Origin of the sequence: Psychrobacillus sp. NPDC096426, assembly GCF_044762745.1 — a bacterium.
Lineage (GTDB): Bacteria > Bacillota > Bacilli > Bacillales_A > Planococcaceae > Psychrobacillus.
Genome location: NZ_JBIWEX010000010.1, coordinates 124,809 through 141,725 on the forward strand (window position 1 = coordinate 124,809; position 16,917 = coordinate 141,725).

12 protein-coding genes are annotated in these 16,917 nt (G+C 38.2%); 11 read left to right on the plus strand and 1 reads right to left on the minus strand.

Annotated features, from left to right (window positions below; translation table 11 throughout):
- Positions 1-1,332, plus strand: a complete 1,332-nt coding sequence (locus tag ACIQYS_RS10730; RefSeq protein ID WP_402978971.1) for an allantoinase — start codon at positions 1-3, stop codon at positions 1,330-1,332.
- A gap of 338 nt (positions 1,333-1,670) precedes the next feature.
- Here the strand turns inward: ACIQYS_RS10730 and ACIQYS_RS10735 are convergent, their stop codons facing one another.
- Positions 1,671-3,326: a PucR family transcriptional regulator gene (locus tag ACIQYS_RS10735; RefSeq protein WP_402978974.1), complete on the minus strand. Its 1,656-nt coding sequence runs from the start codon at positions 3,324-3,326 to the stop codon at positions 1,671-1,673.
- A gap of 264 nt (positions 3,327-3,590) precedes the next feature.
- Between ACIQYS_RS10735 and ACIQYS_RS10740 the strand changes: the two genes are divergently transcribed.
- The 10 genes from ACIQYS_RS10740 (at position 3,591) to ACIQYS_RS10785 (ending at position 16,040) form a co-directional block, all read left to right on the plus strand.
- Positions 3,591-4,967 (plus strand): uracil/xanthine transporter, encoded by a 1,377-nt coding sequence (locus tag ACIQYS_RS10740; protein ID WP_402978977.1) that lies wholly within the window; start codon positions 3,591-3,593, stop codon positions 4,965-4,967.
- A gap of 275 nt (positions 4,968-5,242) precedes the next feature.
- Positions 5,243-6,493, plus strand: coding sequence for an allantoate deiminase (gene allC / locus ACIQYS_RS10745; RefSeq protein ID WP_402979019.1), 1,251 nt, complete (start codon positions 5,243-5,245; stop codon positions 6,491-6,493).
- Positions 6,494-6,548: 55 nt separating this feature from the next.
- Entirely contained in the window at positions 6,549-7,313 is a 765-nt protein-coding gene (allE, locus tag ACIQYS_RS10750) for a (S)-ureidoglycine aminohydrolase (RefSeq protein ID WP_402978980.1), read from the plus strand.
- A 23-nt stretch (positions 7,314-7,336) separates the two neighbouring features.
- A complete protein-coding gene (allD, locus tag ACIQYS_RS10755) occupies positions 7,337-8,389 on the plus strand; it encodes an ureidoglycolate dehydrogenase (RefSeq protein WP_402978983.1) in 1,053 nt (350 codons plus the stop codon).
- A gap of 48 nt (positions 8,390-8,437) precedes the next feature.
- Entirely contained in the window at positions 8,438-9,487 is a 1,050-nt protein-coding gene (allD, locus tag ACIQYS_RS10760) for an ureidoglycolate dehydrogenase (RefSeq protein WP_402978986.1), read from the plus strand.
- A 100-nt stretch (positions 9,488-9,587) separates the two neighbouring features.
- On the plus strand, positions 9,588-11,333 hold the full coding sequence (gene fdrA, locus ACIQYS_RS10765) for an acyl-CoA synthetase FdrA (RefSeq protein WP_402978989.1): 1,746 nt from the start codon (positions 9,588-9,590) through the stop codon (positions 11,331-11,333).
- Between the two features lie 68 nt (positions 11,334-11,401).
- Positions 11,402-12,676 (plus strand): YlbE family protein, encoded by a 1,275-nt coding sequence (locus ACIQYS_RS10770; protein WP_402978993.1) that lies wholly within the window; start codon positions 11,402-11,404, stop codon positions 12,674-12,676.
- Positions 12,677-13,567 (plus strand): oxamate carbamoyltransferase subunit AllH family protein, encoded by an 891-nt coding sequence (locus ACIQYS_RS10775; protein WP_402978996.1) that lies wholly within the window; start codon positions 12,677-12,679, stop codon positions 13,565-13,567. It abuts the gene before it with no gap.
- Between the two features lie 36 nt (positions 13,568-13,603).
- Complete coding sequence (arcC, locus tag ACIQYS_RS10780) at positions 13,604-14,539, plus strand: carbamate kinase (protein ID WP_402978999.1); 936 nt, start codon at positions 13,604-13,606, stop codon at positions 14,537-14,539.
- A gap of 256 nt (positions 14,540-14,795) precedes the next feature.
- Entirely contained in the window at positions 14,796-16,040 is a 1,245-nt protein-coding gene (locus ACIQYS_RS10785; RefSeq protein ID WP_402979002.1) for a Zn-dependent hydrolase, read from the plus strand.
- Positions 16,041-16,917 lie beyond the last annotated feature (877 nt).

Consider the following 16,917-nt stretch of genomic DNA (forward strand, 5'->3'; position numbering starts at 1 on the left):
ATGACTACATACGATTTAATCATTAAAAACGGGAAAATTGTTACAGCTGAATCGATTGTTCAAGGAGATATTGCGATTAAAGACGGTAAAATCAAAGAAGTTGGTCAATCACTTCAAGGTTCGGCTGATCGAGTAATCGATGCAGAAGGGCTTCATATTTTGCCTGGATTAATTGATACGCATGTACACTTTAATGAGCCTGGAAGAACAGAATGGGAAGGAATTGAAACAGGGAGCCGTGGCTTAGCTGCTGGTGGAGTTACAACTTTCTTCGATATGCCATTAAACAGCACACCGCCAACGATCAACAAAGAAAACTTAGATCTAAAAAAGGCATGTGCAGATGAAAAAGCGATTGTAAATCCTCGTTACTGGGGTGGACTTGTTCCCGAAAATATTGAAGATCTAAAAGAACTTCATGAGAATGGTGTCATCGGATTCAAAGCGTTCATGTCACCGAGCGGCATCGCTGATTTTAATCATGTTGACGATGAAACGATTTTCAAAGGGATGAAAGAAATCGCTTCTCTTGGCTCTCGTCTTGCAGTTCACGCTGAAAGCACAGTTATTTGTGATCAGCTTGCAGAAGAAAAGCAAAAGCAAGGTAAAACGACTGCAAGAGATTTTGTTGAATCAAGACCAATCATTTCTGAAATAGAAGCTGTAAGAAGAATCATCTCTTATGCAGAAGCAACTGGCTGTAAAGTACATGTTGTCCATGCAAGCAGTAGAAAAGTCGTTGAAGTCATTCTAGCGGCGCAAGCTAGAGGCGTCGATATTACAGTTGAAACTTGCGCACATTATTTAGCTTTAACTGTAAAAGACCTTGAAGAAAAAGGCGGATTAGCGAAGTGCTGCCCTCCGTTACGCGATGAAGATGAGGTTGAAGATTTATGGGTTGCGGTTGCTAATGGAGAGATTAATGTAATTGCCTCTGACCATTCTCCAGCTCCAGCATCTATGAAAACAATAACAGATAACTATTTCGAAGGTTGGGGCGGAATCTCAGGTGCTCAATCCACTTTAAACGTCATGTTAACAGAAGGGTATTTCAAACGTAACCTTCCTTTGGAGAAAATTGTTGCCTTAACAGCGACAAACCCGGCGAAATTATTCGGGCTTGATAGTAAAGGAACAATTGCTGAAGGGTATGATGCTGATCTAGCGATTGTAAATCTAGAAGAAAGCTTTGAACTTAAGAATGAAGATTTATTCTATCGTCACCAACATTCTCCTTATGTAGGTATGACATTTAAAGGGAAAGTCAAATCAACGATTGTCAATGGTGAAGTCGTATTTGAAAATGGAGAAATCACAGCTCATAAAAAGTAAGCGCATAAATAGTAAAATCCCAAACCAATTCCGGTTTGGGATTTTTGCTGTCCAACTCCAGGGACGTCGGCTCCTCTTATGCTAGTCGCCAATAAGCGGGCGCCTTAAGCGTTTCATTAAGAGATAAGAAAGTATATACTTTTTACTCAGTATTGATCCAGCTCCAGCGCCTTGCCCCTCGGGGTCAAATGTGAAAAAGCTGTGGTGGCTGGGGAGCTGCCTCCTCGCTTTTCCTCATTTGCCTGTCGGAGTCCTGCAGGATGCAGGTTATACAGTCGTTGCGACAAGATGTCGCGAACTTAGACTGTATTCCTTTAACATAGGCGCTTGCGCTTTTCTTAACTAAATGCTTCTTCCTCTTCTTTTAGAATAGAGCCGATGATGAGGGCTACGCGTATGCGCAAAGAGTCAGCTGGATCGCGTAGGGAGCAGTTTAGCAATTCCTCTGTTTTTTCTATACGATATTTCACCGTATTTCGATGGACGAATAATTTTCTGGATGTTTCCGAATACTCACATTGGGCATCTAAGTAAACTTGAATCGTTTTTATTAGTTCCTGGTCTTCCTTTGTTTTTGGATAGGCCAATGATTTTAATGTATTTTCATAAAGGGCTTTTAAGTCTTTACGAGGAAGGGATTTTAACAATTCCTCCAAATCCTTTGTTTTATAATATTTTATAAACCCTTTTAAATTTTGTTCGTATCCTGTCAATATTGCTTCCACAGCTTCATAATAAGCGGTCGGTATTTCTTTAAGGGAAGAGACTGAATGGCTTACTCCAAAGGAAAGGGTGAAATCTCCATTAAAGTTTGCTTGGACATTTTCTATGAATTGTGTGATCCTACTAATTTCTTCCTCACTATATTTTGGGAATTGTAAAATCATGGCGAAGTACTTTCCTTTTGTGAATAAAGTAGCTTCAAAACCTTCATGTATAATTTCATCTTCAAGTTGGTCGTAAACACTATTATGCAGCTCTCCGACTTTTTTTTCATAAAGCTGCAACGTTTCATATATTTCCCCTTGGGCATCGATTGTACATACTACACAGATATTTTCCATGCCTTTTTGGAGCCCGTAATAGTTTGATCGGCTAAATATTTCTTCATCGGACTGGATTTTCATTTCGATTAAATCAGCAAAGAAGTTATTTTTTAACAATCTTGAGTTTTCTTCGATTGCTTGCTCTTTTACCATTGTAAATGAAATGACATTGCCTGCCTGCTCAATTGCCATTTGTGACGAAGGATATGGTAAGGTGAGTGAATCGAAAATGACGAGCATACTTGGATATTGCCGCTTCGTATGAACCGGAAAAGTCGAAACGCTTTGATGTTCCCTTGACGGAATTGAAAAAGTGGTCCCTTCTCGTGCAACAGGTAAGTCTTCTTTCACTTTCTGAAGGATCTCCTGTTTAATATCCTTCATTGATTCCTTCACGAAATCATGACTTTGAGCAATCTTTTCTCCCCTGTGATTCAATAAAAGGGCTGGACGTGCCAAGAGATAGCCTAATTGTTCTAATAGAGCACTTAAACTGTATCCTCTGATGAGCATATTTGAAAACTCTTTTTGAACATGCAATGCATAATACAGCTGCTCTGCTTCATGATCATTCAAATAATTCAAGATATGGCGAGAAACTTCACCTAATGTATGATTTGTCGGTAAATCAATAATTGGAAATGCAAGCTCATCAGCGAGTAATCTTACTTCAGGTGGCAATTGATGAAAGAATCGGCTAATTTTGATGACAAGACCTGAACAATTTAAGTCGTGCATTTGTTTGATTAACTCACAAAATTTCTCCGTATCATCCTTAAACGCATATCCGGTTGAAAGGAGAAGATGGTTTTCAGCTAAAAAGTTAATTACGTCAGGCGTATCAGATATATTTACAGATTGTACATTTCTTGTTAGACCGCGATGGCCTGCAAGTACAATACCTTCTTTCATACCTTCCAATATAAATAAATCATTTATGGTTTTCATGCGAATACCCTCTCTATTTAAAGATTTCCATAAAAAAAATTCATCTTGCTCTTACCTTGTTCATTTTACGTTAAAAGTAAACAAAATTCAAAGTATAAATTGGTCATAGTAAACAATGACAATTCCGTGCGATAACTGTAGACTAGAATAGTTAAAAGCCAAAATTAAGGGAATACTATACTTCTTCAAGCAGATCGGTAAACAGATCCGTGAGTAGGAGTTCTAAAAGATTTCAAGGCTGCGGTTTATTCATATAAAGAAAAGGTGATTGTTATTAACGAGTTATTAAAATCAAGTAACTGGATTTCGGGCTTACAGTGGCTCTTTTTTATTTTTACGAACATAGTTGTCATACCGATAACTGTCGGAGCGGCTTTTGAACTTTCTCCAGGCACAATTGTCAATATGCTTCAGCTTTCCTTTATCGTGACAGGATTGGCGTGTATCGTTCAAGCGTTTTTTGGACATAAACGAGCTATTATGGAAGGGCAATCCGGACTATGGTGGGGAATAATTTTAATGCTATGTAATACGGCTGTGGCACAAGGGATGCCTTTACCTGTTTTGGGGGGTAGTTTAACGGTTGGTATTATTATTACCTCGATTATAACCTTTTTAATTGGTATAACAGGGCTGGGACCTCATATAGCCAAGTTATTTAAACCTGCCGTAATGGGCGTATTTATGTTTTTATTCGGATGTCAATTAATTGGAATCTTTTTAAAGGGTATGTTAGGTATTCCATTTGGCAACCAGGCAGCTGGTGCTCAAATAAATGTATCTGTTGCTTTGTTATCGATAGTGATAGCAATTGTTGTAATCGTGATCAGTGTAAAGGCACCTTCAAGTGTTCGACGCTATGGTTTACTAATCGGAATTATCGGTGGTTGGATTATTTATGCGCTTATTTTCAAGCCGGAAAGTCTTGTCAGTGAAACTACGTCGTTTGGCATTGAGCTATTTCCATTAGGAAAGCCTGCATGGGACATTGGAATTATCATTACAACTGTTATTGCAGGATTGTTAAACTCCGCAAATACGTTTGGTGCGTTAAAAGGTACGGAAAGCATGTACGAGGTGGAAACGACTAAATCCGAATACAGAGCTTCCTTTACGATTACAGGTATTTTCACTTTTATAGCAGGAATTTTTGGACTTGTTCCAAATTCACCTTACGTATCTTCGATTGGTTTCTTAAGCCAAACAGGAATTATAAAAAGAATTCCTTTTGTTCTCGGTGGATTAATGTTTCTTGTAATGGGCCTCATCCCGCCCGTTGGACACTTTTTCTCGCAGCTTCCATTAAGCATTGGTAGTGCAGCGTTATTTGTCTCTTATTTGCTTCTTTTAAATTCTTCCTTGAATTTCTTTAAACAGATTGAATTCAATACGACCAATATCTATCGTTCGGCTGTGCCGTTGTTTGTAGGTGTTGTGATTATGACCCTTCCTGCTTCTTATTTCGTTACCATTCCAAGTGTGATCCGTCCAGTTCTTAGCAGCGGATTATTAGTGGGAATCATTCTAGCTCTACTGTTAGAGAACCTTTTCAAATGGGACAGTTACGGTAATGAAGAAAAAGGTGGACAAAAGGATATAGCGAGCACGTTTACTGATAAAACCGAATCACAAATTAAATGATGAAAACAGGTAAAAAAAGGCAGCTAGATATGCTGCTTTTTTTATATATAAATTATCCATAATGGTTAAATTAAAATTGAATCTTCATCTATATGTGCTAAAGACTATTTTTATAGCAACGTATACAATAAGTAATGGAGCTAAAGATTCTACATTATTAAAAGACAATTCAGTGCATACTTTCCGCATGTATTACAAACAATAAAAAGCGTTACCAAAATAATTATTATATACATTACATAGCGTGGAAAAGGGTGGTGAAATAAGTGAACGATATGAAAGACATTGTACAACAGCTTGATCATCTAGCTGAAGAAACAGATAGCAAGCTTAAATGGTTAGCCGAATTCGGAAAAGATCCTGAAGGCGGAGTTTCTCGTTTACTTTATACAAAAGAGTGGGTTGAAGGTCAACATGCATTAAAAGAATGGATGGAGAACGAAGGCCTGGAAGCTCGATTTGATGATATTGGGAACTTATTCGGGACATTAACAGGAAAAAATACAAACGAAACTATTTTGACTGGCTCCCATGTGGATACTGTGAAGAATGGCGGACGTCTTGACGGTGCATATGGAGTTGTCGCGGGAATTCTTGCATTGAAATACTTGAAAAAACATTTCGGTCAACCAATAAGAAACATAGAAATCGTTTCGATGGCCGAAGAGGAAGGAAGTCGTTTTCCTTACTCGTTTTGGGGCTCCAAAAACATTGTCGGCTTAGCTAAACGCGAAGATGTTGAAACTATCAAAGACTTCGACGGTGTTCCATTTGTTGAAGCGATGAAAAATGCGGGCTTTGGCTTCGGAGATGAACAAAAAGGTCCACGTAAAGATCTAAAAGCTTTCGTAGAAGTTCATGTTGAACAAGGAAGCGTTTTGGAAACGGAAAAAACGGCAATAGGTGTAGTAAACAACATTGTCGGACAAAGACGTTATACGGTAGAAATAATAGGCGAAGCTAATCATGCAGGTACAACGCCAATGGGTTATCGGAAAGATGCTGTTTTTGCGGCAAGCCAAATGATCCATGAAATTATTTCGATGGCAAGAGAAGCCGGCGATCCACTTGTGACGACGGTTGGAAAATTCGAAGCTTATCCTAACATCGTGAATGTCGTACCGGGAAAAGCCATTTTTACTATTGATGTTCGTCATACTGATAAAGAAGCCATTGTTTCTTTTACAGAACAAATGACAGCAAGAATGCAAGACATCTCAAAAGAACACCAAGTTGAAATGAATATTGATCTGTGGATGGATGAAGATCCAGTTCCAATGGATCAAAAAGTCGTTGAACTTATCGAAAAGCAATGTAAAGAAAACGGCCTTAACTATAAGGTAATGCACAGCGGTGCGGGGCATGATTCCCAAATCTTTGCTCCAGTTGTGCCGACAGCTATGCTGTTTGTTCCAAGTCTGAAAGGGATCAGCCATAATCCGGCTGAATTTACAGAACCGGCAGATTTGGCAGAAGGTGTGAAAGCACTTATTGGTGCTCTTTACGAATTGGGCTATAAAGAATAACACTGTGAATTCGATGTACAGATAAAAATACATGCAAACAAAGGAGAATGTAACAATGGGTTATCCAAAAGATTTACTTTCAAGCAGATCTATTATTAAACCTGGTCAATATGCTCTAATCGCTCCAGAGGGGTTAGTAAATAATACCATCCCTGGGTTTGAAAATTGTAGAATTTCTATCTTAGGTTCACCAAAACTTGGTGCAAGCTTTGTCGACTATATAGTCACAATGCACGAGGGTGGAAAGAATAGCCAAGGTTACTGCGGTCAAGAAGATGTACAATGCTTTGTTTACGTTATTAGCGGAAAAGTGAAAGCTAAAGCTGATGACAAGGAATATATCTTGGAAGAAAGTGGCTATTTATATTGCCCACCAGGCGTGACAATGTATTTGGAGAATATGGAATCAGGTGATTCCCGTCTATTCCTTTACAAACAAAAACACAACCCATTAGAAGGACAGAAGCCTTGGGTAGTTTCAGGACATGCGAATGCTATCGAGTATATGGATTATGATGATATGACCAACGTTCATCTTAAGGATCTTTTACCATTAGATCTTGCTTTTGATATGAACTTCCACATTCTTTCATTCGACCCGGCAGCTAGCCACCCATTTGTCGAAACACATTATCAAGGACATGGTGCATATCTGTTATCTGGTGAGGGTATGTATAACCTTGACAATGAATGGATTCCGGTTAAAAAAGATGATTACATTTTTATGGCGCCATATGTTCATCAAGCAGCTTACGCTGTTGGAAGAGAACCATTAACTTATGTTTACTCTAAAGACTGTAATCGAGACCCAGAACTATAATTTGGAAATTATGAGGTGTCAATATGAGAATTACAAGAGAAGACTTAAAAAGTCTAATCAAAACGAAGCTAAATAAGGCTGGACTTAACGAAGATCATGCAGAACAAGCAGCAGAAGTACTCGTATTTGCGGACGAAAGAGGGATTCATTCCCACGGTGCAATGCGTGTAGATTATTATGCTGAGCGAATTGCTAAAGGCGGGATTAATACAAACCCTGACTTTAGATTTGAAAAAACAGGTCCTTGTTCAGGGATTTTCCATGCTGATGGCGGAAACGGTCATACAGCTGCCAAATTAGCAATGGACGAGTCCATTAAAATGGCAAAAGAAAATGGCATTGCGATTGTTGGAGTAAGAGATATGTCTCATAGTGGGGCAATTTCTTACTTTACCCATCAAGCGGCACAAGCAGGTTTGATTGGGCTTACAGTTTGCCAATCCGATCCGATGGTTGTTCCGTTTGGAGGAGCAGAACCTTACTACGGTACAAATCCAATTGCTTTTGCAGCACCAAGTTCTGAAGATGGGAAATACATTACTTTAGATATGGCAACAACTGTTCAAGCTTGGGGAAAAATCTTGCATGCAAGATCAAAAAATGAATCTATTCCTAACACATGGGCAGTAGATAAAAACGGCGAGCCAACAACAGATCCTTTTGATGTAAATGCGTTATTGCCAATTTCTGGACCAAAAGGTTATGGACTGATGATGATGGTTGACGTCTTATCTGGTATTTTACTTGGACTTCCATTCGGAAACAAAGTATCTTCCATGTACGAAGACTTAACTGAATACCGTAAATTAGGTCAACTTCATATCGTTATTAATCCGGAATTCTTCGGTGCCATTAACCAGTTCAAGAAAGATATTTCTCAAACAATGGATGATTTAAATGGAATCAAACCTGCAACTGGATTTTCAAAAGTGTTATACCCTGGTCAAAATAATGACGTTGTAATTGAGGAATATAAGCAAAAGGGAATTGAAATCGTAGATGATATATATGAATATTTAGCATCTGATACTATTCATTTCAATAAATACGATCATAAAGATCCGTTTGCTAAATAGTTTTTCACAGAACAAATGGTCAAAGACGAATTCAAAGGGTGATGAGGAATGAGATTATCAAAAGAGCAATTACATGAGTTAATTTCTAAAAAACTTCATAAGGCAGGATTAACAGAAGATCATGCCTCTGGAGTTGCAGATGTACTTGTACATGCTGATGCAAGGGGTGTTCATTCTCACGGAGCAATGCGAGTTGAGTATTATGCTGAACGTATTGCTAAAGGTGGACTTAATAACAACCCGGATTTTAAATTTGAAAAAACAGGCCCTTGTTCAGCGATATTTGACGGTGATAATGGTGTCGGACACGTTGGGGCAAAATTGGCTATGGATGAAGCGATTAAAATGGCCAAGGAAAATGGAGTTGCTGTAGTCGGTGTAAGAAGAATTGGCCATAGTGGTGCGCTTTCTTATTTTGTTCAGCAAGCGGCTGATGCCGATTTAGTTGGTATTTCCGTATGTCAATCCGACCCAATGGTTGTTCCATTTGGTGGAGCTGAACCTTATTATGGAACGAACCCACTTGCGTTTGCTGCACCAGGAAAAGACGGTAAGCATATTACTTTTGATATGGCAACTACTGTACAGGCTTGGGGGAAAATTCTCCATGCAAGATCGAAGAACGAACCAATTCCTGATACGTGGGCTGTTGACAGCAACGGCGAGCCAACGACAGATCCATTTAAAGTAAATGCTTTGATGCCAATTGCTGGACCAAAGGGATATGGACTAATGATGATGGTTGACGTGCTTTCCGGCATTCTGTTAGGTCTACCATTTGGAAAGAATGTATCCTCTATGTACCATGATTTAACGGAAGGTCGAAATCTAGGTCAACTTCACATCGTTATTAATCCAGAATTCTTTACTGGAATTAATTCTTTTAAAGAAGCTATAACTCAAACAATGCAAGATTTGAGTGAAATTAAACCAGCTCCAGGATATAACCAAGTTTACTATCCAGGACAAAGAAGTGCTGAAAGAGAAGAAGCATATGAAAAAGACGGCATTGAAATTGTAGATAATATATATGAGTATTTGATTTCAGATGTTGTTCATAATAATGCCTATGATCATAAAAGCCCATTTGCAAAATAATAGTAAAAACGCTGTATAGAAGGGCGGCTTAAAAGTTAGTCGCTCTTCTGTACTGAATACAATAAATTTGCCAATAAAAAAAGAAGAGGTGCATTCAAAGATGCTTTATACAATTGTTAAACAGAACTCCTATCAGGATTCAGTTAATTTAATGCTTCTTACAAATAAAATCTCCACAATGGAAGGCATTAACAAAGTTCAAATCATGATGGGAACTCCTGCTAATAAAGATATTTTAAAGGCAGCTGGACTATACACAGATGAACTTGAAGGTGCTGCGTCTAATGATATGTGTATCGTTGTTGATACTGACTCAGAAGAGAAAATCCAAGAGGTTCTTGATGAAACAGACAACTATTTAAACAACCAAGCAATCTCTGCAGGTAAAGAAGCTTTCGAAACTGTTCGTTCTTGGGATAAAGCGACAAATGCATTACCAGGTGCAAATCTAGCAATCATCTCTACACCAGGTCAATATGCAGCTGAAGAAGCTGAAAAAGCAATTGATCGTGATATGCACGTTCTTATTTTCAGTGATAACGTAACGGTTGAAGATGAGCGTCGCATTAAAGAAAAAGCACATGAAAAAGGTCTTCTTGTAATGGGGCCTGACTGTGGTACAGCAGTAGTTTCTGGCGTGCCTCTTGCATTCGCTAACGTTATGAAAACCGGAAAAATTGGTGTAATCGGGGCTTCTGGAACAGGTATTCAAGAAGTTACAACAGAAATTGACCGTTTAGGCGCTGGAGTTAGCCATGCGATCGGTACTGGTGGTCGTGACCTAAATGATAAAATCGGTGCGATTACAATGTTAGATGGCATTAAAGCATTGGCACAACATAGCCAAACAGAAGTGATCACATTGATTTCTAAGCCACCTGCTAAAGAAGTGCGTGACGAGGTTGTTCAATTACTTCAAAGTATTTCTAAACCAGTTGTTGCGATTTTCCTTGGTGAAGAGCCACATAACCACGAAGGCAATGTTTATTATGCTAACACACTTGAAGAAACAGCTGCGATTGCTGTTGATCTTGTTAAAGGTAACCCGATTAAGTCAAATTACAACAGATTACAAGCTGAAGTACCTGCTGTAAACTTAAAGCCAGAGCAAAAAACAATCAAAGGTTTATACTCAGGCGGTACATTAGGTTACGAAGCAGCTACTTTAATTAGTAGTGGTCTTAACTATGATAATTCTGGTGCCCACGCGGAAGGATACCTTCTAAATGCAAATGGATTTGAAGTGATCGACCTTGGTGATGATATTTATACACAAGGTAAACCACATCCAATGATCGACCCAGATACAAGAATTCAATACTTCCAAAAAGCTGCACAAGATGAGTCAACTGCAATTATCCTATTTGACCTTGTTCTTGGATATGGTTCTCATGAAGATATGGCGGGCGCACTTATCCCTGGCATCGAAAAAATCCAAAAAGAATCACAAGCAAAAGGTAAAGAAATTTACTTCGTAGCATCTGTATGTGGTACTGACCAAGACCCACAAGGCCTTGATGAGCAAAAAGCAAAATTAGCAGAAGCTGGAGTTATTTTACGTGATAGTAACAACCAAGCAGTTCTTACTGCATTAGCTATGCTTGATATTCAAATCGAAGAAGTACAAAAAGAATTAGTACCTGCAAAAGAAACTGCAACAGTTGAAATTACTGTTTCAGAAGCTATCCAAAAATTATTAACTGAAAAACCAAACGTAGTTAACGTTGGATTAAAGAAATTCACAGAAGCAATTACTGCTAACGGCGGAAGAGTTGTTCAGTATGACTGGCGTCCAGTTGCTGGCGGCAACCCAAGAATGCGTCAAATTTTAAACGTACTTCGTTAATCAAAATAATTTATTCAAATTCCAGGTCATCGAATTACACGACCAATGAATTTTTAGGAGGAAGCAAAATGTACGGACAATTTAAAACAATTGATGAAGCAAACCGAGCAGTAATCGATAAAGTTGTATCGAGTGCACCTTTCTTAGTAGATGTAGTGCCTGCAAAATCTGTCATTCAAGAATTAAACGGGAAAGTTCTGCTTCATGCAGGACCACCTATTAAATGGGAAAACATGACTAGCCCGATGCAAGGATCTTGTATAGGAGCTACATTGTTTGAAGGTTGGGCATCTAACGCCGATGAAGCAGCTAAGATGCTTGAAAATGGAGAAGTTGAATTCATTCCATGTCACCATGTGAACGCGGTTGGTCCAATGGGAGGAATTACATCTGGAAGCATGCCAGTTCTTGTGGCAGAAAATCGTGATGGCGGAAACCAAGCATATTGCACAATGAATGAAGGTATTGGTGCAGTTCTACGTTTTGGTGCATACTCTGATGAAGTACTTAAACGTCTTGCATGGTTCAGAGATGTACTTGGTCCAACACTTTCGAAAGCAATAAAAGTTAAAGGTGACGGATTAAACGTTAACGTTATGATGGCGAAAGCAATTACAATGGGAGACGAGTTCCACCAACGTAATATTGCTGGTTCACTTATTTTCCTAAAAGAAATTACTCCGTATATTTTAAAAACAGATGTAGCGGACAAAGACAAGCAAGATGTTATTCAATTCTTGGCTGATACAGATCAATACTTCTTAAACATTGCGATGGCTTCAACGAAAGCAGTAATGGATACAGCACGTGAAATCCAACATGGTACAGTAGTAACAGCAATGTGCCGTAACGGTTATGAATTCGGAATTCGTATTGCTGGTATGGGTGACCAATGGTTTACAGCACCAGTTAATACGCCTCAAGGTTTATTCTTTACTGGCTATGATCAAGACTTGGCTTGTCCTGACATGGGTGACAGTGCCATCACTGAAACATACGGTGTAGGCGGCTTTGCAATGATTGCTGCTCCTGGTGTTACACGCTTCGTAGGTGCTGGTGGAATGGACGATGCAGTTTCTACAAGTAATGATATGATGGAAATTTGTATTGATCATAACCCTAACTTCTCTATTCCAACTTGGGACTTCAAAGGTTCTTGTCTTGGAATCGATGCAAGAAAAGTTGTTGAAACAGGTATCGAACCAGTGATCAACACAGGAATTGCACATAAAGAAGCTGGAGTAGGTCAAATTGGTGCAGGTACAGTTCGTGCTCCATTAGCTTGCTTTGAAAAAGCAATTGATGCATACGCTGTAAAACTTGGTCTAATTGATCCACAATAAATGAATAATTGCACTCTTTTTGGGGAGGACTATAGTTATCTAGTTCCTCTCCTTCTTTATCAAAATGAAAATGGACACGTTCATAGTCGTTTTTCTAATGGCTTTAATATTAAAATGGGCGATTCTCTCGTATTTATTGGGAATAATAAGAACGGTCTTCTGCCATTTGGAATTCATCTTCGAGAAGAAGATACTTTAAGTGCTGTTACCTCTGTCAATAACGGAGATCCAGTTACTTGGAATAAAAGAACAAATTCTATTGAATTACCAGGGGCAATTATTTGTCTTGAAAAAGGGAAAAGTTTTAAAAATGAATTAACTACTTTAAAAAGTTCAATGATTTTTAAGGATAGTTTTAAACGATTTTGTTTACAAGTAAACGAAATAGAAAACCAAACTGGACTGAATGTTTCTATCCGTGAATTTTTAAATAAGTATGTTGCAGGCGAACAAGAATGGCATGGTGTTGAACCAAATTTGATTATGTTGCTTGAAGCGGCTGAGTCGAGTGATGAATTTTTAATTGAGAAAGTTCTTAGATACTTCCTTGGAAGAGGACAAGGCTTGACTCCTTCAGGGGATGATATGATTGTCGGGCTACTTGCCTTTGATGCCGTTTCCCATTTTCTTTCCCCTCGCTTTTATCAAAAAGCCTCAGAGCTTATTGAAGGCGAGTCGATCACAACAGATGTAGCAAGAGAATATTTACGGTATGCACTTAAACGGGAATACAGCTCAACCGTTTCCGATATGGTCAATGTTCTTGCAAGCGGTAATGCTAATAATTTCGAGAAAGTCTTTCATGACTTGATTGGTGTTGGACACAGTTCAGGCTTGGATACAATATTAGGTATTATTATAGGAATGCTTGTTTTTAGGAATCGAAAATAAAAACAGAAACAAATTAAAAGGTTGGAGAGTGTTTATATGAGTAAAGTTGTTTTAGCGATTGGCGGTAACGCAATCATCAAAGAAGGTCAAAAAGGTACAATTGAAGAACAACGTGAAAACCTTGTGGAAAGCTCTAAACCTGTTCTAGACTTAATGGAACAAGGTCATACAGTTGTTATTACACACGGAAACGGACCACAAGTTGGTAATACATTAATTAGAGGGGAAATGGCGAAATCAGTTATTCCAGAGTATCCTTTAGATGTATACGGTGCTGAAACTCAAGGTAACCTAGGTTATTTAATTCAACAAATCTTTAAAAATGAAATGACTTCACGCAATATTAACAAAACAATTGCTACAGTTGTAACGCAATCAGTTGTTTCTAAAGAAGATCCAGCATTTGAAAGCCCAACAAAACCAATTGGACCATTCTACTCGAAAGAAGATATGGAGAAAATTGTAGCAGAAAGTAACTTAACATTTGTTGAGGATGCTGGTCGCGGATACCGTCGTGTTGTTGCATCTCCAAAACCAGTTCGTATTGTAGAAAAAGAAGCAATCGAAACTTTACTTAACAATGGTATTTCAGTTGTTTCTACTGGTGGTGGTGGTATCCCTGTCATCGAAAACGAAGGGAAAATCGAAGGAATCGAAGCTGTAATCGATAAAGACTTCGCAAGTGCTTTACTTGCAGCTGATATTAACGCTGATTATTTATTCATCTTAACTGGTGTTGAACAAGTAGCGATTAATTTCGGTAAACCAAACCAAGAAAATTTATTAGAAATGACAATTGATGATGCACTTCGTTATTTGGATGAAGGTCAATTCCCTAAAGGAAGCATGGGACCAAAAATTGAAGCAGCAATTCTTTTCCTACAAAAAGGTGGAAAAAACGTAATCATTACGTCTATGGACAAACTTCAAGATGCTCTTGAAGGAAAAACAGGTACACGTATTGTAATGTAAGTTCAATATATAAATTTAGTCTGTCTATCACTACTTTCTATACAGAATGTAGCGGTAGGCAGTATTTTTATTTTTGCACATAAAGTCCCCGTATTATCTTTTCATCTAGTACATAATTGCAATTAGGAGTATGATAAAGTTTTATTAAGTAGTTAACTATGTTCATGTTTTTTTAATACTTACATTATTAGTGACTGAAATAACCTGAAGATTTATAATAAGTAGAAACTACGAGGATGAGGCAGGAGATATCTATATGAATAGTAAGGAAAGATATCAAATACTTTTTAATAAAATCAATCAATATAACTCTGGGAATAAAGGAATCACAAGAGTTGCCTATACAAATGAAGAACAGGCCTGTACACAAGCTTTTATGCGAATGTGTAAAGACGAGGGATTAGATATCCGGATAGATCCGTGTGGAAATGCAATTGGGAGAAGAGAAGGTAGAATAAAGGGACTTCCGCCTGTGTTACTAGGATCTCATTTGGATACTGTTTATCAAGGCGGTAAGTATGATGGAGTAGTTGGTGTTACTGCTGCACTAGAAGTTGTAAAACGACTTAATGATAAAGGAATTGAAACAGATCATCCAATTGAAATAATTTCATTTGCTTGTGAGGAATCTTCTCGATTTGGTGTTTCAACTTTAGGAAGCAAAGCGATGGCTGGTATCTTTGATAAAGAGAAAGTTAGATATCTAAAAGACCGTAATGGAATTACATTGGAAGAGGCACTTTCTTTATGTGCACTTGAAATTGATAGTATCGATAATGCGAGTAGAAAAGATGAAAATATAAAGGCTTTTTTTGAATTACATATAGAGCAAGGTCCAGTATTAGAGAACGAAAATAAAAAGATTGGTATTGTTACTGGAATAGCGGCTCCGGTTCGATTTTCTATCAGAATAATAGGAACCCCTTCACATTCTGGCACAACACCAATGAATATGAGAAATGATGCTCTTCTTGGTGCATCCCAAATAGCATTGGAACTTGAAAAAATAGCAATAAATGAACAAAATTACGGAACGGTTGCTACTGTTGGTGTTTTGGATATTCCATCTGGTGCGATGAACGTGGTGCCGGGCGAAGTAGAGATCAAAGTTGACATTCGAGGGACTTCATTAGAATCAAGACAGCGGGTAGTAGACCATCTAAATCGAACGATCGAATTAATGAAAAGAATTAGACATCTAGAAATCTATAGTCAGGAAATAATTTCGGAGGAACCAGTATTACTATCTACTGAAATTATTGGCGCTATGGAAACAATTTGCAAGGAACAGGATATCTCTTACAAAATGATGCCAAGCGGAGCAGGACATGATGCTATGAACATGGTAAAGCTATGCCCTACTGGACTTATCTTTGTTCCATCTGTAAATGGTCTTAGTCACCATCCGGATGAGTATACCGATCATGATAATATCTTAATAGGCATCGATGTGTTGGAGAAAATTGTAATTCATTATGCTAAAATGGATTCGATCATTTAAGCACCACTAAATAATTTTATATAAAAGGTCTTTCATTAAATCACTTAATTAATGGAAGGTCTTTTTTTATGCTTTAGGAAAATATTAAGTAAAAGGTATTTCACTATATAGGGATACTGATACAGTGTGATTCTTATTAGTGACCGCAATGATTTTCGCTACAGGGCGGACGCTTTCCGCGGGGAGCGATGAACCTTCACCGACGCTACGCGTGCGTTGTGAAGTTTCATATGTCTCTACAGAGGAACGAAGGCTAAGTGCACCACATCGTGTGGCAACGCCTTCGTGACCAACATCCTGTTGGCCTCTACTGGAGTCGCCGCCCTTCCGCTCCAATCCATCAAAATTGCTAGCTAATCAACGTCACTGCTCAAAGTGAAAATTCAATAAGCGGTTGAATAAGCTTTAAACATCATAAAGCCAATAGTATTTCAATGCACAGATATCCAGTAAATAAAAAAAGCAATCAATCAATTATAGAAAGCAACCAGTTCAATTTGGAAAGCAACTAAATTAGAACGGGAGCAACCAAATTGCTAGTGAAAGCAACCAATTCTTAATCTAACAAGTATACATGGATTGAGACTACGATAAATTGGAGGTGTTATTCTAATAAATAGTTGAATGAAACAGGTTTTATCCTAGTAAATGCTCCAATGATTTGGAGACAGCATTTTCTAATTAGAGTTTAATAAATATTGCATGGTTGACCTATTAATTTAAATCTTTGATAAATACAGAAGCTAAATTAGCAAGAATTCACATTGATTGAAGCGGAAGGTGGCGACTCCAGGAGCGACCGAGCATAGGTTGCAACATATAGTGGGTGGGATTCCCACCGAGTAAGAACTAGCCATTCGCTCGTAGCGAGTCTTGG